The sequence below is a fragment of the Microcoleus sp. B6-A1 genome, assembly GCF_036705085.1.
In the GTDB taxonomy this organism is placed as follows: domain Bacteria; phylum Cyanobacteriota; class Cyanobacteriia; order Cyanobacteriales; family Microcoleaceae; genus Microcoleus.
In genome coordinates this window covers 1-20,556 of sequence record NZ_JAUBTU010000119.1, presented here as the reverse complement: position 1 = coordinate 20,556, position 20,556 = coordinate 1, and the positions used below count along the sequence as shown (strand labels likewise).

The 20,556-nt window shown below is 46.4% G+C and carries 19 protein-coding genes and 1 tRNA gene; 9 read left to right on the top strand and 11 right to left on the bottom strand.

Annotation, left to right across the window (positions count from 1 at the left end; all coding sequences use genetic code 11):
• Positions 1 to 66: 66 nt before the first annotated feature.
• Both QUB11_RS28240 and QUB11_RS28235 read right to left on the bottom strand, forming a co-directional pair.
• On the bottom strand, positions 67 to 396 hold the full coding sequence (locus QUB11_RS28240) for an FkbM family methyltransferase (protein WP_333392252.1): 330 nt from the start codon (positions 394 to 396) through the stop codon (positions 67 to 69).
• Positions 384 to 764, bottom strand: a complete 381-nt coding sequence (locus tag QUB11_RS28235) for a hypothetical protein (RefSeq protein WP_333206335.1) — start codon at positions 762 to 764, stop codon at positions 384 to 386. The genes QUB11_RS28240 and QUB11_RS28235 overlap by 13 nt, the downstream gene beginning before the upstream one ends.
• Positions 765 to 1,139: 375 nt before the next feature.
• Here QUB11_RS28235 and QUB11_RS28230 point away from each other — a divergent pair, with 375 nt between their 5' ends.
• Complete coding sequence (locus QUB11_RS28230) at positions 1,140 to 1,319, top strand: hypothetical protein (RefSeq protein WP_445300789.1); 180 nt, start codon at positions 1,140 to 1,142, stop codon at positions 1,317 to 1,319.
• Here QUB11_RS28230 and QUB11_RS28225 read toward each other — a convergent pair.
• Positions 1,294 to 3,015 carry an ATP-binding protein gene (locus QUB11_RS28225; RefSeq protein WP_333392250.1) on the bottom strand — a complete coding sequence of 574 codons (1,722 nt, stop codon included), beginning with the start codon at positions 3,013 to 3,015 and terminating at the stop codon, positions 1,294 to 1,296. The two genes, QUB11_RS28230 and QUB11_RS28225, sit on opposite strands and share 26 nt — an antisense overlap.
• Before the next feature lie 91 nt (positions 3,016 to 3,106).
• On the bottom strand, positions 3,107 to 3,520 hold the full coding sequence (locus QUB11_RS28220; protein WP_333053721.1) for a hypothetical protein: 414 nt from the start codon (positions 3,518 to 3,520) through the stop codon (positions 3,107 to 3,109).
• A 102-nt stretch (positions 3,521 to 3,622) separates the two neighbouring features.
• Here QUB11_RS28220 and QUB11_RS28215 point away from each other — a divergent pair, with 102 nt between their 5' ends.
• Together QUB11_RS28215 and QUB11_RS28210 are read left to right on the top strand one after the other, a co-directional pair.
• Positions 3,623 to 4,669, top strand: a complete 1,047-nt coding sequence (locus tag QUB11_RS28215; protein ID WP_333392248.1) for a M42 family peptidase — start codon at positions 3,623 to 3,625, stop codon at positions 4,667 to 4,669.
• Positions 4,670 to 4,756: 87 nt separating this feature from the next.
• Positions 4,757 to 4,829: transfer RNA gene (locus QUB11_RS28210), tRNA-Glu, on the top strand.
• A 245-nt stretch (positions 4,830 to 5,074) separates the two neighbouring features.
• On the opposite strand, the gene QUB11_RS28205 is transcribed toward QUB11_RS28210, so the two are convergent.
• Complete coding sequence (locus tag QUB11_RS28205; RefSeq protein WP_333053723.1) at positions 5,075 to 5,566, bottom strand: helix-turn-helix domain-containing protein; 492 nt, start codon at positions 5,564 to 5,566, stop codon at positions 5,075 to 5,077.
• Positions 5,567 to 5,817: 251 nt separating this feature from the next.
• Between QUB11_RS28205 and QUB11_RS28200 the strand changes: the two genes are divergently transcribed.
• The 4 genes from QUB11_RS28200 (at position 5,818) to QUB11_RS28185 (ending at position 9,070) form a co-directional block, all read left to right on the top strand.
• A complete protein-coding gene (locus tag QUB11_RS28200; RefSeq protein WP_333392245.1) occupies positions 5,818 to 6,720 on the top strand; it encodes a hypothetical protein in 903 nt (300 codons plus the stop codon).
• Positions 6,721 to 6,814: 94 nt separating this feature from the next.
• Positions 6,815 to 8,260, top strand: coding sequence for a tetratricopeptide repeat protein (locus tag QUB11_RS28195; RefSeq protein ID WP_333392244.1), 1,446 nt, complete (start codon positions 6,815 to 6,817; stop codon positions 8,258 to 8,260).
• A 44-nt stretch (positions 8,261 to 8,304) separates the two neighbouring features.
• Entirely contained in the window at positions 8,305 to 8,709 is a 405-nt protein-coding gene (locus QUB11_RS28190) for a hypothetical protein (RefSeq protein ID WP_333392241.1), read from the top strand.
• Between the two features lie 64 nt (positions 8,710 to 8,773).
• Positions 8,774 to 9,070 (top strand): hypothetical protein, encoded by a 297-nt coding sequence (locus tag QUB11_RS28185; protein ID WP_333392239.1) that lies wholly within the window; start codon positions 8,774 to 8,776, stop codon positions 9,068 to 9,070.
• 238 nt (positions 9,071 to 9,308) lie between these two features.
• On the opposite strand, the gene QUB11_RS28180 is transcribed toward QUB11_RS28185, so the two are convergent.
• The 6 genes from QUB11_RS28180 to QUB11_RS28155 all read right to left on the bottom strand — a co-directional run bounded on the left by QUB11_RS28180 (position 9,309) and on the right by QUB11_RS28155 (position 17,873).
• Positions 9,309 to 10,427 carry a beta-glucosidase gene (locus tag QUB11_RS28180; RefSeq protein ID WP_333392238.1) on the bottom strand — a complete coding sequence of 373 codons (1,119 nt, stop codon included), beginning with the start codon at positions 10,425 to 10,427 and terminating at the stop codon, positions 9,309 to 9,311.
• A 345-nt stretch (positions 10,428 to 10,772) separates the two neighbouring features.
• Positions 10,773 to 12,656, bottom strand: coding sequence for a glycoside hydrolase family 2 TIM barrel-domain containing protein (locus QUB11_RS28175; protein ID WP_333392236.1), 1,884 nt, complete (start codon positions 12,654 to 12,656; stop codon positions 10,773 to 10,775).
• Between the two features lie 215 nt (positions 12,657 to 12,871).
• A complete protein-coding gene (locus tag QUB11_RS28170; RefSeq protein WP_333107872.1) occupies positions 12,872 to 13,228 on the bottom strand; it encodes an STAS domain-containing protein in 357 nt (118 codons plus the stop codon).
• Between the two features lie 104 nt (positions 13,229 to 13,332).
• Positions 13,333 to 14,574, bottom strand: coding sequence for a UDP-galactopyranose mutase (gene glf / locus QUB11_RS28165; protein WP_333392234.1), 1,242 nt, complete (start codon positions 14,572 to 14,574; stop codon positions 13,333 to 13,335).
• Positions 14,575 to 14,697: 123 nt separating this feature from the next.
• Entirely contained in the window at positions 14,698 to 15,999 is a 1,302-nt protein-coding gene (locus QUB11_RS28160) for a glycosyltransferase family 1 protein (RefSeq protein ID WP_333392232.1), read from the bottom strand.
• 836 nt (positions 16,000 to 16,835) lie between these two features.
• The gene (locus tag QUB11_RS28155; RefSeq protein ID WP_333392231.1) at positions 16,836 to 17,873 is read right to left on the bottom strand and encodes an aldo/keto reductase; all 1,038 of its coding nucleotides are present in this window, start codon (positions 17,871 to 17,873) and stop codon (positions 16,836 to 16,838) included.
• Positions 17,874 to 18,298: 425 nt separating this feature from the next.
• Here QUB11_RS28155 and QUB11_RS28150 point away from each other — a divergent pair, with 425 nt between their 5' ends.
• Both QUB11_RS28150 and QUB11_RS28145 read left to right on the top strand, forming a co-directional pair.
• A complete protein-coding gene (locus QUB11_RS28150) occupies positions 18,299 to 18,700 on the top strand; it encodes a fasciclin domain-containing protein (RefSeq protein WP_333157038.1) in 402 nt (133 codons plus the stop codon).
• Between the two features lie 449 nt (positions 18,701 to 19,149).
• On the top strand, positions 19,150 to 20,277 hold the full coding sequence (locus QUB11_RS28145) for a GTP-binding protein (RefSeq protein WP_333206316.1): 1,128 nt from the start codon (positions 19,150 to 19,152) through the stop codon (positions 20,275 to 20,277).
• Positions 20,278 to 20,556 lie beyond the last annotated feature (279 nt).

Genomic DNA, 20,556 nt, shown 5'->3' with positions numbered 1-20,556 from the left:
CTTGTTTCATCTGTAGAAAAAATTCTTAAAGAATTTGGAGATAATTATGTAATTAATTTTGCTTAACTACTTATCTATTGGTATTTGGTTGCCGAGCCGAAATCCTAAGTTTTCAATAATTTGTCGGGTTTCCGCGTGAGTGTGACCAGACCACAAGTGATATTCTAAAGAAAGGTTTTCCACAAGTTGCCAAGTATCTCGATCTTCAAATAACAGCCATTCTCCACCTTCGCAGTCTACTTTGGCTAAATCGACGCTACCACCAATTCGCTCCATCGCCCTGCGAAATGATACCATTGGTATTTCGCCACTTTCGCTAACTGTCGATCGGGTTTTTCCCGAAACTTCGCGAATGTCGAGGACTACTTTACAATCTCGACATCCTACTGCTTCCATAAAATATGTAAAATTTGCGATTGATGTTTGAGGTAATTTTCTAGGTATGGATTAGCTTCGTAGGCGTGAATTACGGCCTGGGGAAACCTGTTCCTCGCAGCAATCGGAAATAACCCGACATTGGCTCCAATATCAATAATTGTCATCAGCGATTCAGATAATTGCTCGACTCCGTAGCAGTCGTCTAAAAGCACTTCTATAAATTCTCCGTCCATGCCTTTCTCTGAAGGCACCTTTACTTGATACAGTTTTCCTTGCACAATTAATTGTTCGGGCAATTGAAAGTTAGCAACTCTGTTAAATTTAATCCCTAACTTTTTGGCTCGAATTTGGCGCTGCACGAGTTGCTGAAGTTTATGGACAAGCATAGGGAGAGATTGAGATTTGTTTTAATTTTAAAATAACGTTAGATGATGGAAAAGCTTCTAGGTAATAATTCACATTTTGCACGGCTTTTAAATTGAGTTTATGTCTTCAAATTTAACCTGAAGCCGAGAGTTTTAGTCAACAAATCCGGCTGATTACGAGTTGGTTGAAAAGGTGCTATATCTCATTACAGAGAGTTAGTTTTTTTGTTCATAAGAAGAGTAAATTGAGAGTAAATATGCTTTAATATATGTCAAAATGCGCTTCAAAACACGGAATTGAAAAATGTTAGAGTTCGATGGACGGCTCCCAACAATTGAAGAGTTAGCTAAAGCGCCGAAATCCCCACACTATACCTGTAATCAGGTTAGTGTGGGATGAATAGGCCCGTCAAGGTAGGTACGGAGCAAAACCGTTCTCCCATCAATGCTTGTCCTCTGGTTTGCCACTTACCCCAACTGCGGGACAATCCAGATTACTACAGTCAGAAGAAGACCTTACCTCAACTCAAAAAAACTCATCCTTGGTATGTCACCACCTGCTTATACGTCCGGTGAGGCTGGCCACCACCGCCACTAACTCAGCAGCATCTACGGGTTTGGTCAAATGCATCTGAAAACCTGCTAATAGTGCCTGCTGACGATCGTCATTCCGGGCATAAGCCGTCAGCGCGATCGCGGGTAGCCTACCGCCCCGCTGCACTTCAAGTTGACGCAACTTGCGGATCAGGGAGTAGCCATCCTCATCCGGCATCCCAATATCGCTCACTAAAACATCGGGGCTGCGATCCGTTGCGGTTTCGATAATGGTCAAGGCCTCCTTTACCGAAGCCACAGCGATGACATCAGCACCATACTTTTCGAGAATCGTGCTCAGCAACTCTAGCGCGTCAGCCTCGTCCTCTACCACTAAGATTTTTAAGCCTTCAAGGGTCGGTGAGGCCTGAAACCTCCCATTCCCCTCGACGACGAGCGAGTTTAATGGCTCTGGATCGCTCGGTGGTAGATGGATAATCATCACGGGCAGTTTGACTGTAAAGGTCGTCCCCTGTCCTATCCCTGGACTCACTACCGTTACAGTCCCGCCATGTAATTCAACTAATTGACGCACAATGGCTAACCCTAAACCCAACCCCCCATAACTGCGAGTAGTCGTGCTGTCGTGCTGGCTGAAGCGATCGAAGACAAACGGTAGAAAGTCCGAGCTGATGCCTGTTCCAGTGTCGCTGACAGTAATTTCAACATGGGAATTAACCCGCTGCAAACTAATCTGGACTCGCCCGTCTTTAGGCGTAAATTTGAGGGCATTAGAAAGTAGATTCCACACAACTTGCTGCAACCTATCGGCATCACCCAAGAGCGGGCCAGCTTCAGAATCGAGCACGCTTTGCAGGCGAATAGACTTTGCCTCAGCCGCCAACTGTACAGACTCAATCGCCGATTCAATCACCGGCACGAGGTTGACAGGACGGACTCGGAGACGCAGTTTACCTGTGATGATGCGAGAAACATCGAGGATGTCTTCGATGAGCTGGGCTTGAGACTTCGCGTTTCGCTCGATCGTCTCCAAAGCCCGCGCCACCTTATCCTCACTCAGGTTTTTTTGCCTTAACATCGTTGACCATCCTAAGATCGCGTTGAGAGGAGTTCTGAGTTCATGAGAAAGAATCGAGAGAAACTCATCCTTGGCACGGTTAGCTGCCTCTGCCTCTGCCCGAATTATTTGTTCACGCATCAATAAGGCGTCTTTGGTGCGATTAGACGCTTCCAGTTGGGCAGTGCGTTCCTGCACCCGTTGCTCTAGCTCCACATTAATCGCCTGGATACGGCGGCGACTATTTTCTAGTTCCTGGTTTGTAAGGGCAAGTTGAGCTGGACTGGGCGTATCGAGTGCCACTGGAATTAAGGGAATCAGTAAAAAAGTGAACGTATAGAAAGACCAAACACCAGTGACAGCTTTGATCAGTCCTGAAACCCAATAAATGGGGTGCCAAAGTGTCACTATTCCCATTAGGTGCGTCGTGCCACATAAGGCAAAAATAAAAAAGAAACCCACCAGCAGCATCACGGTGTGAGCAGGCAGATCCTTACGCTCATTCGTAAAGTAAACAATGGCAAACGCCACCGAGTAATAAGCGAGGGTAGTCAAGGCATCGGACGTTAAGTGCAGCCAGACTAACCCCGGTTTCCAGAGGTAACAATGCCCGTGAGGAATGAAATTACTAGAAAAGAAGGTGCTCAAGAGGTTAGGCATATTAGTTTACGGCACTGTCAAGTTAATTTAGGGGGTGTCATCAATTCAACCCGATGACGGCAGCAACCAGAAGAATCGCACGCCGGAAAGTTCACCGCCTAGGGTGATAGCGCGTCGCGATTCCCTGATACTGCTTCAGCTTGGGAAAAAAGTTCTTAATCAAATGACGGGCTTTGTACAATTGAGCATCGTAAGTTTCCAGGGTCTTGCAATTGCGGCGAGGTGAAATGACGGTGGTCTTCCCCTCGGCATTGAGGCGGTCAATCACGCGCTGATCTGGATCATAGCCCTTGTTAGCCAGCAGTGTATCCGCCACCAGTAATGGCTGCAGTTGGTCGCCTCCTGCTCGCGTCACCAGTTTGTCGGGGGGTGAGGTGAAACTCCAACGGATTGCCCAACGCATCCACGCGATCGCATGAATCTTGTTACTCAATGGCCCTTTGCTGCCTCCAATTGCTTCATTCCTAAGCTCCTCAAAAAGCTCAGCAGGAAGATGTTTTTTCAAGTGGGAAAATGCCTGAATTGAAACTAAGTGTACCGCCGGGAAAGAGTGAGTAAATGTGCTTTAATATATGTCAAAATTCGCTCCTAAAAACGAAAATAAAAAATGTTAGAGTTCGATCGCCTATTCCAAACAATCGAAGAATTAGTAATGCTGCACTCACCCAGCGGTGCGGAATCGGAAATTAACCAGCGGTTGATGGAAAAATTCGCCGCCCTGGGAGTGAATGCTTGGGTCGATCGCGCGGACAATGCGATCGCCCTAATTAAGGGTCGCAATCCCGAAAAGTCGATCGCCATTACCGCCCACAAAGACGAAATTGGGGCCCTAGTTAAAACAATAGGCGAGAGTGGCCGGGTGGAAGTCCGCAGATTGGGCGGCGCATTTCCTTGGGTTTACGGCGAAGGCGTGGTGGATTTGCTCGGAGACAAGCAAACAATTAGCGGCATTCTCAGCTTCGGTTCCCGCCATGTTTCTCACGAATCTGCTCAGAAAGCTCAGCAGGAAGATGTTTCTTTAAAGTGGGAAAATGCCTGGATTGAAACTAAGTGTACCGCCGAGGAATTAGCCGAGGCCGGAATTCGACCGGGCACGCGGATGGTGGTGGGAAAGCACCGCAAGCGCCCGCTGCGGTTGAAGGACTGGATCGCGAGCTACACTCTGGACAACAAGGCTTCAGTGGCGATTTTGCTGGCTCTGGCGGAATGTTTGAAAGAGCCTGCGGTGAATGTTTATTTGGTCGCGTCGGCGAAGGAGGAGGTTGGGGCGATCGGAGCTTTGTATTTCACCCAGCGCCAGCCGTTGGACGCGCTGATCGCTTTGGAAATTTGCCCTCTGGCGCCGGAATACCCGATTCGTGACGGCGAAAACCCGGTTTTGCTGGTTCAGGACGGCTACGGAGTCTACGATGAAGGATTGAACGCCCACTTGCGCGCAGCAGCCGCAGCATCGGATGTAGAGGTGCAGTTGGCGGTAATTAGCGGTTTTGGGAGCGATGCTTCGATCGCCATGAAGTTCGGCCACGTAGCCCGCGCCGCTTGTTTGGCTTTCCCCACCCAGAACACCCACGGCTTTGAAATTGCTCATCTCGGGGCGATCGGCAATTGCGCCGCCATCCTCAAAGCCTACTGTGACGTGCTTTGGGACGAGTAGAAAAAAAAGTTTCCCAAAGTAGTTGACAGATTGGGAAAGATTAGTTAAGGTAATAAAGGTGCGGAACACAAGCAAACGCAACGACGCGCCCCCATCGTCTAGAGGCCTAGGACACATCCCTTTCACGGATGCGACGGGGATTCGAATTCCCCTGGGGGTATTGAAAATTTAAGTCTGATATCCAAGTGATATCTAGTATGTGGGGTGGGCATCTTGCCCGCCCTTATTGCTATTGGGTCTAACATTAAGTTGATGCGTTCGATCGCACATCTTGCACCATTCTCGCTTAACAGGCTTTTCGGCCTGTTCCACAAAGAGTGAATTTTCTTGTGGAACAGGCCGAAAAGCCTGTTGATAAACAAGTAATTGAGAATGGTGCAACATCTCAGTTCGATCGCACTTTCCTTAGTTTGCACCATTGCCATTGATATCAAACTTTTCTATAATGGGAATCTCTGAAGGTGAGGAGGCGACTATTCGCAGGTTTATATCAACTATGATTTGATTTTTATCAACAACTACATTTGCTTTTTTTATTAAGAATTTTATTGGTAAACAATCACCTGATTCAGGTTCGGGAGATGGCTGAGTTTTATATCCTGCGTCCTCCAGCCATTCACAAATCTTCCTCCAGTTTTCTACCTTTTCATCAGCTTTACCTACAAGATTTTTTACATATTGGTATAAAGTATTACAGAAATCTACCGCAATTCCCTTGGGGTTTTTACTGAGCCTTTCGGCAATTTCGGCGGGACTGTAGCCGCAGAGTAGACCCCGTAGATGTTGTTTCTCTGTGGGCGTGAGCCGCTTTCCCTTGGCGGATGCTAGGTCTGTGTAAAGAGTTTCTAAGTCCCAGTCGCGGGCAGCTTCGGAGAAGCGATCGTTAGAGGATGCCATTGCAGGGGATAGGTTTCTGGATTTTTTATAATCAAAGTCTAGCACAATTCCTAATGCTGATTAGTTTCTTTGTTAAAGGTGGTTAGGTTAGGATCAGGGAAAGCAGGATCGTGATTAATTTTACACAGGAAATTCTGGCAAGGCTCACTTCTTGCCGCGTAGAGTTTTCTCCAGCACAGAGTTATTAAGCCAAAGTATCTAAAAAATCCTCTGTTTTTAAGATGTCGAGAAATCAGACTTAGGAGTATTTTATGCCTTCATTCTATCCAGGTCAGAAAGCTAATGAACTTGCCCAGGAAGCTCAAAAGCGATTCGAGCGTGCGGTTGAAGATTTGAAAAGAGAAGAAGCAGCCACAAACAGATTAGCCGAAGAGTACGGTCAACTGCAACTGAATGTCATAAGAAGCACAATTAAGCGCTTTGTTACCTTCCTTGAAAATACTGGTCGGAAGGCTTCAGAAAGTGAAAAGCGGCTTTTAGAAGGGATGGATTTTTCAGTTCAGCAGATGAAGGAGTACAAAGCTGCGGCGGTAGGAGCAGAACAATATTTTATGGCTGGCGTTAAATCTGCTGGAGCAGCCGCAGCAGGTTACGGCGGTGCTATTGGTGCTGTTACTACACTAGGAGCTGCAAGCACCGGAACCGCTATCTCAACTCTCAGTGGAGCGGCTGCTTGGAATGCAACTTTAGCATGGTTTGGCGGTGGAGCGATCGCCGCTGGTGGGGGCGGTATGGCTCTGGGTGCTGCTGTGCTAGGCGGTATCACCCTTTTACCAGCTTTGGCGATTGGTGGCTTTTTTGCTGCTAGTGAAGGCGAGAAAGCGATGACAAAGGCGCGAGAGCATGAAGCTCAAGTCAATAAGGCGATCGCAGACATGAAACTTGCTAAGGACTTTGCCAAACAGGTAAGACAGCGGATAATTGAGTTGAGAGGAGTGTTTGAATCCATGAACACTCGTGCTGTTGAAGGTTTGAGTCAACTAGAATCTCAGCCTTTTGATGCTAAGAGGGATGCTGAGAAGTTCCAACAGGTAGGCCTTCTGATGAAGGGACTTGTAGAAATGTTGAAAACTCCTGTCTTAAATAATGACGGTAAGCTTAACCTCGGTACTGTGAAGGTTTTGGAGAAATATCGGATTTTACCAGGGAAATAGAAATCACGATCCAAGTAGTCTCAAGACTTACGCAGAAAATCTATTTGTAGGGTGGGCATTTCCCACCTTACTACTTAAAAATAAGGAGGTTGCAATGAATCCTTGGGAAATTTTAGGAAATGTTGGTGATTTACATACGGTATGTACTGAGAATGACTTCACAAAAGAAAACCAAGCGGGTGCAGTTGTAGGAGGAGGTGCAGCACTTGCGGCTGGTGTAACTTTGGGTGCGGCTGCTCTAGGGCCTCTGGCTATTCCTTTAATCATATTGGGCGGTGCAATGGCTGGTGCCACAGCAGAATCTACAGTTAAGAATGTAGGCAAAGGCGTAGCAATGGCTGGTGTCACAGCAGAATCTACCGTTAAGAATGTAGGCAAAGGCGTATCTAAGGGAATTACAGGATTTTTTGATTTCTTCAAGAGCGATGAAGACTTTTTTAACCGAGGAATAGAAAAGCTTGAGAGTGGACAGTACGGGGCCGCTATTGAAGATTTTACGAAAGCGATCGAACTCAATTCTCAAAATGTTTATGCCTACTTTGTGCGCGGCTGTATTCTCGATGAACAGCACAATTATGCAGGAGCAATTTCAGATTACACTAAAACTATCCAGCTCGATCCTAGCTATGTAGATGCTTACCGCAATCGAGGTAACATTTACGTCGCTAAAAATGATTATAGCAAGGCAATTGCCGACTATACCCAAGTCATCAAACTCGCTCCCGGCAATGCGGATATCCACTTAATACGAGGAAGTGCCTACAGCGAACTAAAAAATTACAAAGAAGCTATTGCTGACTTCACTCAAGTTATCACTATCGATCCTAGTAATGTGAATGCCTACTACTGTCGTGGTTTAGCATATACTGAACTAGAGGATTATGAGAGTGCCATTGCTGATTATACTCAAGTTATCAAACTTGACCCTAACTGTGTCGATGCCTACTTCACGCGGGGCTGTTTACTTGTTGAGCTAGAACATTACAAAAAAGCCATTGCTGACTTCACTCAAGTTATCAAAACTAAACCTAATGATGTTAACCTGTATTTTCAGCGGGGTTATGCTCGCGCCCAAGTAAAGAATTATAAAGGAGCTATTGCCGATTTCACTCAGGTTATAAAGCTTAGCCCTAATGAAGCAGTTAATTATTTGTATCGCGGTCATGCACACGTAGCAAACAAGGATTATGATAGTGCAATGGCTGACTACAATCAAGTCATCAAGATAGAACCAAACTGTACAAATGCTTATTTTCATCGGGGATGCGTCCGCCATGAAAAGGGAGACAAGCGGGGAGCTCTTGCCGACTACAATCAGGTCATCAAAATAGAGCCAGACAATGCTTATGCCTACGTTAAAAGGGGTTCTATACGCAGAGAAAAGGCAAAAAGAGAGGAAGCCGTAGCAGATTTTCAGAAAGCTATCAGCCTCTTTCGCAAAGAATCCATGATGGATGAAGTCCGAAATCTTCAAAAAGAAGTCCGCAATCTTCAGAAGGAAATTAAGAATACTCCTTGGTGGCAGACGCGGGTGTTTTAGGATTCTGTTCTGTTGAAATATCGAATTTTACCAGGCCAATAGAAATGAGAGCTAAAAAAGTTCCTGTAGAAATCTTTAATCCCGGCTCGGCTGCTGAGTGCTTCCGCGATGTTGTTGAAGCTTACACCGAATACAAAATAGTTGCAGAGCAAGAACAGACTAAACGGCGTGGTATAGAAGCTTGGGAAAAAGCAACAATTGCCGACATTCAAGCAAAACGCGATGCTTTGATCGAGTATCTTGAATGTTCGTTTGATGAACGTGCTAATAATTTCAAATTTCTGTTTGAAAAGGTCGATGAGGCAATAGCAATCGGTGATAATAACCAGTTAGCTTTAACCATGACTTCAATTACCGAAATAGCTAAGTCTAGTCCTTTCAAAGACCTTGCTAATTTGACATCTGTCAGAACAGCCCTTGACGATCCAGATTATGAATGGGAGTTTTAGAAGGCCCTATAATTCTAAAAAATTCAATTGATTTCATTTGCTAAAGAACAGGAGATTTTAGAATATGACAATTACATCTATACTCAAACAACTGGAAGGCTTGAGTCGTGAAGATATGATAGCTAAACTAAAGGCTACCCGCCATGAACTTCATAGTGAACAAATGAAAAAGACCGTACCAAATAATGACATTCACACGCAAACTTTAACAATAAACAGAATTTTAGGTGCTATTGAAATGGGTGTTCGCGGTTCTTTGACTAAATCAGAACTTCAAGAACTTCGTCCAGTTCTTCAATACTTTGTGGAAAATGGAGAATTTTCTCAATCTAAGTTTAGTTCACTTTACCAAAGAGGATAAAATTAAAGATTGTGCATCGCCCTACAGATAGTGTCTGTGCGTAAGTCCTAACTCAGAAGCGATCGCCCCTCATTCCTCCCAGGAAATAGAAGATCGATCGCCCCTTTATATCCAACATCAAATCCGGCTTAAAAATCCCTCAATCTCTTAGTCCGCGAAGGCGGACTTCGTTTGTATAGAAGCGATTTCAATCGCCGATTGAAATCGCCTATTTTTAAATCGCCGATCGCCCCGATTGTCAATCCTTCGACTTCAGCAACGGTTCAATCTGCTGCCTTTGAAACTGCAATTCATCCGCCAAAGGTTGGTAAATTTCCCGATCGCCCGATTCATTGCAATAATCCCACAAACCATTGTAACAGTGCCTGTCGTCGTCCCAGCCCGGATGGTTGACAATCGGATACAAGCAGATTCCCTCTATCGGAACCCCTGCTTTCATCGCCGCCGCTACCTCAGTGCACACATAATTAAACCAGACAGGTCTAAAATCGTCTTCAGTGCCTGTTTCTGCTATGAATAAGGGGCGGCCGTAGCGATCGAACACTTCTTGCAGCATTTCGCGAAACGGGCGGTACAGCGGATCGGTGTATTTCATGGGCTCTTCATTGTGAATCCACTGATTGCGATCGTAATAATTCACCCCAATAATATCGAGATATTTTTCCTTACCGCCGAGTTCCGGGCGAAAACGTCCAGCCAACATATCCCAAGCTTGATATTGAGATAAGCGATAACCTTCCGCCGCGTCCCGATCCTCCGGTTTGTCAGGGTCAGCAATAATGTTAATTGTGGGGTCGATTTGAACGATGCGGGTGCGGGGATTGACTTGCCAAACTGATTCTATCGCTGCGATCGAAGCTTTGATTAACTGGATTTTTAGCTCGTCTCCCCGCCCTTTCGCAAACGGATTGATGTAGGCGACATCGCCGCCTGCCCAAGCAATAAATGAAATTTCATTGACAGGTGTTACAAAAGGTGTTTGGTCTGTTTCCTCAGTTAGCACTTCCATAAAAGCGCGCACCATGCTTGCAAACCTGGACACAAATTCGGGACTGAAAATATCAATATCGTCTGGCCAGCCGTAGTGAAACAAATCCCAAATTACCTGCATTTTCATGTCGCGGGCGGCCCGGATAATTGGCAGGGAACTGGAAAAATCATATTTTCCGGGCGACTGTTCAATTAAGTGCCAGCGGAGGCCTTCACGGACTGTGTAAATGCCTTGCTGCTGCAAGCGTTGGTAGTCGGCGGCTGCAAATTTATCGTGACCGGTGGCGGCTGTTACGTCGAGACGCTTTCCCGAACGCAATTTGTGGGTAGAGCACTCAAAACCGCCCATGAAAAAACTTTGAAACATCGTTGTTAAATAGTTGATAGTTGACAGTTGACAGTTGACAGTGAGGTTTTAAGGTTCGTAGTAATGACTTTAGTATCGTAGGGTGCGTCGCCCTCGACTAGCTTCAACTCAAAGCAAAAATCTCAGTAGCGACGCACCAGACTAAACCTTAAGTTACGTCAGACTTATGGCGTTATGGTGCGTCGCTAAGGAATCTTTGTAAATAGCTGAGATTGTCGCAGCGACGCACTCTACTTTTAGTTATGGCGTTATGGTGCGTCGCTAAGGAATCTTTGTAAATAGCTGGGATTGTGGCAGCGACGCACCCTACTTTTACTTAAATACCCTCTTGATTCTTTAGTCTATTTAGCAGTGAGTAATAGCTGGCGGCTGTGAACTTTCTTCGGGAATATCCCAGCCGAGAGTTGCCGCCGAGATGACCTCTAGGGGAAACTTGGGAGTGCGATCGGCATACAGCAAACCGTTAGCTTCTTGGTAAGTATCGGTTAACTGCGTGTAACAAAATCCGCTGAACATTTCCACTCGGTTTACCACCTTCAACAGCGCGCTGTAGCGCCCTTGGAGTTCCAGCGTGTCCGACGCGCGCACGTAGCCCCAAACCCTGTAAAAATCGGGGTTTTCGCGACCGGCGCAGGCGATGCCACCGAATTCTGTCAGCATCACCGGCTGTCCTTGGTGCGGGTGGCCGTCGAGGGTGAGGACTCGCCCGCCGGGACGCCCGCGATCGAACAAATCGGCTAGCTGGACTTCGGGCCCGTAGCGTTTGGCTAGGGTTTGCGGGTTGTTGTCGTAGTCGTGAATCGCCAGGATATCGGTATCGATGCTTTCCCAGCCGTCGTTACCGATGACGGGGCGAGTCGGATCGAGGGTTTTTGTCAAGAAATACAGCGCTTGCACGTAGTTGCGGTGGGCTGCGGCTTCGACTAAATTCGGAACTCCCCAAGATTCGTTGAACGGCACCCAGACTACGATACAGGGGTGGCTGGCGTCGCGGTCGATGACTTCCGTCCACTCGCGCGTCAGCCGTTGCACGGCTTTGGGAGTGAAGCGGTAGGCGCTGGGCATTTCTTCCCAAACTAGGAGCCCCAGCACGTCAGCCCAGTACAAAAATCGGGGGTCTTCGATTTTTTGGTGCTTGCGGACGCCGTTGAAACCCATTGCTTTGACTAATTCGACATCCTGCCGCAAAGCTTCGTCGGAAGGGGCCGTCATCATGGTGTCGGGCCAGTAACCTTGGTCGAGCACCAGTCGCAAATAGTAGGGGCGGCCGTTTAGCATGAAGCGATCGCGCTGGATGCTGACCGTCCGCATGGCGGTATAAGATTTAACCTCGTCGAGGAGTTTGCCGTCGGCCCACAACTGCACTTGAGCGTTAATTAGCGTCGGTTTTTCGGGACTCCACAGCAATTCGTTGCGGTAGTCGTCGATACCAGGGTCTGAGAGGGCGATGCGACGGTGGATTTCGCCGTTGATGACTTCGTAGGTGTCGTTGACCAGCAGCATACAGCCGATCGACAGTTTAACTTTAATCTGGATTCCCGACTGGCGATCGCCCGCGACAAACGCTTCAAAACCGATTTCCCAGCGTTCAAACTGGGGAGTCCAGCGGATGCGCTCGATATAAGTGTGAGGCACCAATTCTACCCAGACTGTCTGCCAAATGCCCGTCGTGCGCGGATACCAAATACTGTGGGGCTCTATTTGCCAGTCTTGCTTGCCGCGCGGTTGCTCCAAATCTTGCGGGTCGTCCTGGGCCCAGACTGTCACCCGCTGCGGCCCGTTGAGGTTCACAAGTGCTGTAATGTCTACGGTGAAAGGAGTGTGTCCGCCTTCGTGTTCGATGACAAACTGACCGTTCACCCAGACGCGGGCGCGGTAGTCTACGGCCCCAAAGTGGAGGAGAACTCTGCCTTCTGTGTGGGGTACGTCAAATTCGCGTTCATACCAGCAGTTGGCGTGAAAATTCGTGTCGCCGATCCCGCTTTTTGCCGATTCTGGAGCAAACGGCACTTCTATAGTGTGAGTCCACTCCGAAATATCGATCGGCTGCACGCAGTGGCCCGCGTCATCGTAAGCAAACCTCCACTGACCGTTGAGACAAATCCAGTTGCTCCGGCGCAATTGGGGGCGCGGATAACCTGTTTTCCTCCCTTGAACAGTCACCTTACTATCAAGAGTTGCAGACTCTTCTATCTCGCAATTTTCAAGTGCTCTACCTAACCAACTCATCGGCACATCTACCCAAAGTTATATTTATAGGTTAGCGACAATTACCCTGACTTTGACAAGTTTTTTGCTGATTAATTTGCAGAAGTTCTGCACCTTAAAACAGGCTCATCTGAAGGCTCTCTTGTGCTGAACTCATTAATCAGAAGAAAGAAGAAAAAACCCTGAAGATTTTTCCTATCCCCCCTCTCGCCCGATCCCCATCGGACCCTCTCCCTCTAGCTAGCAAGACTTGGCAAACCTCCTAACTGTTCAGTTAGCTCACTTTTGAGAGAAAATTCTTCGGCGAACGGCAAACAATGAAATATTTGCTGTAGTCCCGTGAGTTCAAATAGAATTCTAACTTGTTCGCTCATGGCAGAGATCAAAAGTATACATTTGCTGTCTCTAACTAATTTCACGATCGCCACTACAGCCATTAACTCGGAATTTTTCAGGAAATTTATTTGTGAGAAATCCAGCATAAGAATTTTGCCACCGCTTTCAATGAGGCGCTGTATTTCTTTCTGAAACTGAGCAAATTGAGAATTTTCCAAAACCTCATGAGACAAAACAATTTTCACTAGAACGTTCATGTTTACCTCAATGCTTGTTTGAATTATTAAATAACTTTTGATGAAAACCGAGTAAGGTGCTCTGTGGGCACCTTACCTTTTTACCCGTCAGTCGCAGATTCCAGCTACTTGCTAGCAGATTTGCCGTTGCTGTTGCTGTTGCCGTGGTTGACAGCAGCGACTTCTAGAGAAGTTGTGGCTGGGGGATGGGCAACTCCATTGGATGTGCTGACATTAGAGGCAGAACCGTTAACATTTTCTACCAATTCAATCACCGGCTTGGTAGTAATTTGTTTGTAAGTTGTCAGAGCTTGAGCGACCACTTGATCCATGTTGTAATACCTGTAAGTCGCCAGCCTTCCCACGAAAGAGACTCCCGGAGTTGCATCAGCCAAAGCCTTATATTTCTTGTAAATTTCGGCATTTTCGGGACGGGGAACCGGGTAGTAAGGGTCTCCCTCAGCTTGGGGATATTCGTAGACAATGCTAGTTTTTAGATGCTCTTGTCCGGTGAGGTATTTAAACTCGGTGCAGCGAGTATATAAATGCTCGTTGGGGTAATTTACCACCGGTGCTTCTTGGTGTACGGCTACGTTCAGTGTTTCGTGCTTGAATTCCAAGGAACGGTAAGGAAGTTTGCCGTAGCAATAATTGAAATAGGAATCGACAGGCCCGGTGTAAATCATTTCTCCGTAAGGGATAAAACCCTCAATCTCCCGGTAGTCGGTATTCAGCATCACCTTGATGTTTGGGTGAGAAAGCATCTTTTCAAACATCCGAGTGTAGCCGTGCAGCGGCATTGCTTGATAGGTATCGGTGAAATAGCGATCGTCCCGGTTAATGCGAGTGGGTACGCGCGCAATCACTGAGTTGTCGAGTTCCGACGGGTCCATTCCCCACTGTTTGCGGGTGTAGTTGCGGAAGAATTTTTCGTAAAGTTCGCGACCGACTTTGCTGACAACGACATCTTCGGAAGTGCGAATGTAATCCTTTGGTTCTGCTACTTTCGCGAAGAAATCTTCTACTTCAAATGAGGTGAGATTCAGTCCGTAAAGTTTGTTTACGGTGTTGAGATTGATCGGAATGGGCAGCAGTTGACCGTCTACGCTGGCGAGGACGCGGTGTTCGTAGGGCCGCCACTCGGTGAAGCGCGAAAGATACTCGAAAACAGGGCGTGAATTGGTGTGAAAAATGTGGGGGCCGTATTTGTGTACGAGGATGCCGTGGTTGTCGTAGTGATCGTATGCGTTGCCGCCGATGTGGTTGCGGGTATCAATTATCAGGACTGTTTTTCCGGCTTCATTTGCTAGTCTTTCGGCAATGACGCTACCTGCAAATCCTGCTCCGACGATTAAATAGTCAAACATTGAAACACCTCTGATTGTGGGTAAGGGTAAGGAATAATTCGTAATTGGACATACAGCGAGGATTGTTGAGTGTTAATTTTTGAATCCGTAAAGTGTAACTCTTTAACTTCAACCTCAACATTCCTAACTTAAAACTTTCATCCTGCCTTGGGCTTTCTGCCGTTTTTCGTCGATCGCACTTTCGATCAACCCCAGCATTTCGCCCCAGGTATTGTCCCAAGAATTGTCTGCTAAAAAGGCGTCTACTTCACTCAGCCATTTGCTGCGAACGTCCGAACTTTCGCTAAGGATTTCTTGAGCACAAGCAACGAATTCTGAAGAATTGCTAGCAATCCGAACCAAGCCGTTTTCTCCGTAGGGCCGCACCACGTCGCGGATAGGAGTAGAAATCACAGGTTTGCCGGCAGCGAGGTATTCTGGAGTTTTCGTAGGACTAATAAACTTAGTCGATTCGTTAATCGCAAAAGGCAGCATGGCGATATCCCATCCGCCAAGATACGCTGGCAGTTCTTGATAAGATTTGCCGCCGAGATAGTGGATATTTGGGTGAGTTGGCAGAGTTGCCGGATCGATTTTCGCCACGGGGCCAATGATGACTAAATGCCAGTCCGGCCTTGCTTGGGCAATTCCCCTCAGCAGTTCGATATCCATGCGTTCGTCTATGACGCCATAAAATCCCAAACGCGGGTGAGGAATGTCTTTTTGATCCGACGGTTCTTGTGAAAGATTCCTGGCTGTCGCAAAGTGTTCTTTTTCGATGCTGCTGGGGAAAGCGTGAATGTTTGGGTGCTGGTGCTGTTTGGCTTCGTAAAGGTTGTGTCCCCCGGTAAATACTACGCTGGCGCGCTTTAATAATTGGTTTTCATTTGCTTTTAAATCCGGGTGCGCGCCTTTGAATGCTGACAGTTCATCCATGCAGTCGTAGACTACAGCTAGCGGCTTTAAGTGGTTTGTGAAACTGACAGCCATTGGTGTGTAATACCAGAGGATGTACTGGCTAATTTCTGCAGATCGAAACAAATCATCTAGCATGGCTTGCTGAGCAGTTTGTGCTGTTGCTTCGCTGATTCCTTCGCTCAGGTGCGGTACTATTACCCAGACTCCGCTTTCGTGGATGCTGACATCGAGCCACCAATCTGTAGCCTCGCTCAAAATTGGTTCTTCTACGAAGAAGACGCGACGCTTTTTGGCACAGCGGCTCAAGAGATGTTGCGGACGCTGATAGACAAAATTCCACCGCAAATGAGACAGGCAAACTAAATCTGGTGCATCTAAAGCCTCAGTTTTTGATAAGTTGGCGCGCAATGTGGGCGAGGGAGCGAATTGAGAGGGCGATTTGGCAGGATCTATAGAGGTAAATCGGATCTCCCATGCTCGACCTTTATTGCTATAATTATTGTTTACTGAGTGTTCTGGGGGCGACATATTAGCCTCTGGAATTTGTCAATGAAAATTTGTCAGTTAAAATTGGTCAATAGGATATCTTTCTCAGCCTTGTCTTACTGAAAGTCGCAAGCCTCAATCTGAGAACTTTTATTGACGAGCAAGCGCCGCATTCATTGAGCCAAACAAAGAAACTGTTTAGCTGCGGAAAAAACAGGCTTATCTGCTTTTTTCAGAAGTGAAAGTTTGAGATAAGTTAATATGGTTTGACTTGCTATTGTTGTTAAATCTAACCCAGTTTTCCTGCCTTTACTTCTATCTGAAGGATGACTTCTATCTTAGGAGGCGCTTAGCTTGTATGCGCGGTTCAAAAGCGGTTAAAGTGCCGATCGACCTTGTAAAATGACTCTTAACTGGCAGGTACGGCGTGAAAAAAGAGCGAGTTTTATTGCTTTATTTGAAGATGAGAGAAAATTTGCCATCAAGTTTATGTTGCTTTTTGATTTGACAAACCTTGCTTTTTTTTAACTCATCCGATCGCTAATTTGTAAAATTTGTATCCTACTATACAGAAAATCCACCAACATTTCTGACTTCCGATAGATTAACAATTGACAGTTTATAGAGTGGGGTTAAATTCACCGGAGAGTACCTGTCTCAACAATAACAGAGAATCCAGGCAACCGCAACGATAAACCTAAGATTTTGCGCGAGTCTGTGACAAGAAAGCAAAGTGATGACATTTGCGCTGTGGGCGTCAGTTTAACCTCGCGCCCACAGCACAAATGTCAATCATCCCTCTAAGGGCGGGTTCGCTGATATCTGCAATCAAACGCCAAATATCCACATAAACCCGCGACTAGAAAATAGCAGCAACTTTACAGTCGGCTGCTGTCAATTTTGGCGATTCCCCCTCCAAAGGCAAAATCTTGCACCATCGAACTCTTTAAGAAATCGTGAGGGAAACCCAATTCAATTGCACTTACTTTGTCTAACTGCTGCATTTGATCCGGGGTTAATTCAAACTCCAAACAAGCCAGATTTTCCTGAAGTTGCGAGAGTTGGCGCGAGCCCACAATCGGAATAACTTCGACTGGCTGTTGGATCAGCCAATTTAGGGCTACTTGAGAAGCAGGTTTGCCAATTTCGGCTGCTATTTTGCTAACTTCCTCAGCAATTTTGAGGTCTCGTTCGTTAATTTTTCCAGATTCAGGTGAATTAAGCCGTTTAGCTTCGCTGGCTGTTTCTGAAGTGTTGTATTTTCCGGTCAGCAAACCGGCTGCTAAGGGGCTCCAAGCTGTGACGCCAATATCAAAGGCTTTTGCCATAGGGATCAAGTCCCGTTCAGGAGTTCGCTCTTTTAAAGAATACTCGATTTGCAAGCCGATAAATGGTGTCCAACCGCGCAGGTTGGCGATCGTATTTGCTTGAGAAATAATCCAAGCCGGCGTATCGGAAATGCCGATATAAAGAATTTTGCCGGCGCGCACCAAATCGTCAAAAGCGCGCATCACTTCTTCGACGGGTGTTGTAAAATCCCAAGCGTGCAGCCACAGCAAATCTATGTATTCAACTTGCAGCCGCTTCAAACTGGCCTCTACTGCTTGTACCATATTTTTGCGGTGGTTGCCGAAACCATTGATTTCGCCATTCTTCATGTTGAGGCTATACTTAGTGGCAACTACCCATTTTTCGCGATCGGCTGCGATGAACTCACCGACATATTTTTCGCTAGTACCGTTGGTGTAGAGATTCGCGGTATCAATGAAATTGCCGCCCGCTTTTGCAAAGGCGTCGAACATTTTACGGCTTTCGTCGTAGGAGCTCCCCCAACCCCAGTCTTCCCCAAAAGTCATGGTTCCGAGGCAGATTTCGGAAACGCGAAGTCCGCTGTGACCTAGTAGTTTGTATCTCATGTCACCCTTCCGCTAGTTAATGGTTGTTAACAGTTTAGATCGGGATTTCCCAAACTGTTGCCATCAGTCGGGGTGGCGGGCTTTTGTAATCTGTTAGCGCTGCGCTGAAGGTTGAGTGTTTTGCCAAGTCAATCAAAATTTCGTAGCAGGGGCGATGCTGTCTCGCCCCTGCGTTTACGTTTAAACAGCGCGCAGGGGCGATCGTCTTACTAATGTATTTAGGATTACATTTCTCTCTCTTAAAATACAGTAAAGTCAAAAAACTTTTATCTACCTTTAGATAGGTATTTTAGAAAAGGAGTTAAATAAAAAATGCTATCTTAAATAATCACAAAACCAGACAGAACTAGAGAAAAAATTAATGTAGCTAAATTAACTTTTTAGCGTTATAGTGATTTATAGATTACAAAAACTAGGTGACTCACTTGGCTGATATCGTTGATACCGCCGTTTCGGCAGGCTCTTTTACAACCCTAGTTGCTGCCGTCCAAGCCGCTGGTTTAGTAGATACTCTCAAAGGCGCTGGCCCCTTCACAGTTTTCGCTCCTACAGACGAAGCTTTTGCTAAGCTTCCCGCAGGTACTGTAGAAGCACTGCTTAATGACATTCCTAAGCTCACAAAAATCTTGACTTATCATGTGGTTTCTGGCAAAGTTATGGCCGCTGATGTGGTCAAGCTGACATCTGCCAAAACAGTTGAAGGTTCAGAAGTGAAAATTGATGCTTCCAATGGTGTCAAAATCAATGATTCTACCGTTACAACAGCCGATGTTGCTGCTGATAATGGCGTCATCCACATTATTGATTCAGTCTTGCTTCCTGCGTAAGCACAGATTTAGATAGCGCAATACTATCTTGAGGGCGGTGGCTGTTGTTAGCCACCGCCCTGTTTTAATTGATAGTTGAGATTTAAATATTTTACGCAGGTCGGTAATTAAAACTATTTATTATAGAGTAGCGGGAATTAGCCGATCACACTTAGCTTGAGTCTGTCCCAAATTTGTCGCTGCTGGAGTTAGTGGCAAAAACTGCGACAGGTACTCTGGACAAAATTTTATCAAAAAAATAAAAAAGTGCGATCGACCGCGTTAGCAATTGCCGATAATTAGCGGCCCACTTATTTTGCACTCTCGGGCTGATTCCCGGTTGATGCGTAGATACCATGCCACCAAACCCAACATTTCTCCGAGAAACTGGGTTTACCAGGCCTTGTCCTAATTAAGATACAATAAGAGCCACAAAGAAAGTGCGATCGACATTATTTGACATTCAAGCTATGCAATCTACAACTCAGTCCGAGACAGAACCGGCGATGGACGCTCCCAAACACGGATTGCCCGTTACAATCATTACAGGATTTCTCGGCAGCGGCAAAACAACCCTGCTCAACCACATCCTGACCAATCAGCAGGGCTTGAAAACAGCAGTTTTGGTAAATGAATTTGGCGAAATCGGCATCGACAACGAACTGATTGTCACCACCGACGACAACATGGTTGAGCTGAACAACGGCTGCATCTGCTGCACAATTAATGAAGATTTAGTTAATGCAGTTTACAAAGTTTTAGAACGTCAAGAAAATCTCGATTATCTGGTAGTCGAAACAACCGGACTCGCCGACCCGCTGCCAGTAGCGATGACTTTTTTAGGCACAGAACTGCGCGACCTGACTCGTCTCGATTCGATAGTTACATTAGTAGACGCAGCCAACTACAGCTTAGATTTGTTCAACTCTCAAGCAGCTTACAGTCAAATAGCTTACGGCGATATAATTATCCTCAACAAAACAGATTTGGTTGAGGAAGCAGATTTAGATTTGTTGGAAGTTAAGATTCGCGATGTCAAAGAAGGTGCTCGAATTCTGCGAACAGTAAAATCGCAAGTGCCCCTACCGCTAGTCCTCAGCGTCGGATTGTTTGAATCGGACAAATATTTCCAATCTGAAAAAACTGCTAGCAGTCACGACCACGACCATCACGACCATCACGACCATCACGACCATCACGACCATCACGACCACAGCCATCACGACCATCACGACCATCATGACCACAGCCATCACGACCACTCCGACCATTTAGAAAATGACGGATTTACCTCAATTTCTTTCCAAAGCGACAAGCCGTTTTCTCTGAGAAAATTTCAATATTTCTTAGACCAACAACTGCCAACAAATGTGTTTCGCGCGAAAGGGATTATGTGGTTTGAAGAAAGTCCCAAACGGCATATTTTTCACTTGAGCGGTAAGCGATTTTCGATGGATGACGACGAGTGGAAAGGCGATCGCAAAAACCAGCTTGTTCTCATTGGTCAGGGTTTGGATACCGAGACTTTGCGATCGCAACTCGAAAACTGTCTTTGTATGCCTTCAACCAATCGCGGCAAAGGTTTTGGGAAAAACTAAAGGTTACTGGTTCCCCGGCTAGAGCCTGGGAACCGATGTAAGCGAGGCTCTGCCTCTCTGGTACTTAGGAAGATAGGAGGCAGAGCCTCTGGATCTGCGTTACCAGGCTAGAGCCTGGTAACGATTAATTACCTATTACCAATTACCGATTTCCCATGCGAGTCATCAGAAAGGTGGGTGGAAACCCCGTCGTTTTAGGACGGCTTTATATTAAACTATAGTTTGGTCAATGACCCACCCGCGACGATGGATTCAGACAGCCTAACGAGCGAAGTCCAG